Origin of the sequence: Tenacibaculum soleae (assembly GCF_030549005.1) — a bacterium.
Lineage (GTDB): Bacteria > Bacteroidota > Bacteroidia > Flavobacteriales > Flavobacteriaceae > Polaribacter > Polaribacter soleae.
Map to the genome: position 1 here is coordinate 1 of NZ_JAUOSW010000034.1, position 746 is coordinate 746.

Annotated in this window: 1 protein-coding gene; it reads right to left on the reverse strand. The window is 33.1% G+C overall.

The features are described 5' to 3' along the window. Window positions 1–147 precede the first annotated feature (147 nt). Window positions 148–746, reverse strand: a 599-nt coding sequence (locus tag Q4586_RS13975) for a DUF3885 domain-containing protein (protein ID WP_303530009.1), incomplete at its 5' end; no start/stop codon positions are given.

Genomic DNA, 746 nt, shown 5'->3' on the forward strand with positions numbered 1-746 from the left:
AACGTGTTTGTGTATGATTTCGTTGCGTGTTTCAGCAACTAAATTAGTAAACAAAAACGAACCAGAGGAAATTCCAAAGGAATTTCCAAGTAGGCGAGTAGCAGCAATGAATTATACACGGTGTTGGCAAATCGTTTTTTATTTCCACTACATTCCATCTTCTCGTTCTGAAAGCCAATCTTTATATTTAGTTTTTAATTTGTCTCTTTTTTCTTGAGTATCAACTATTATGTCCATTCCACCATCATAAGGTAAAACAATACAATTCCTTTTAGGACAAACGAACATTGCTCGAAATTCGTCGTCCGCAATATTTTTCAACAGTCTGTTTTGAGAATTAATTCTCCAAGTATCAGGTTTGAAATAAACATCATAAAAAAAATCCTCCTCATATTCTTCGGGATAAGTTTTATGAAGTTCAATCGTTCTGCTTTTTTTAAATTCTCCGTATTCAGATAATTCGGTTGAGATTTTGTCGGTCAATTCCGTTTCGTATTGTCCAGACACAATTATTATTTCCGTATTCTCTCCAATTAGTTCAGAAATCAGTTTGTTTTGTCTATTCAGTATTATCTGATATTCATCTTCCGATTCCGCATATCTTTTCGATTCGGGTAAACTATGAATTCGTAGCCATCTTTTCGGATAAACACTTTTTAATTCGTGTCCGATTTGATTCGATTCAGGATAATTTAAATCCCAATATTTATTAAATTCTATGCTGTTCATCAAATGTTTGCCAACGT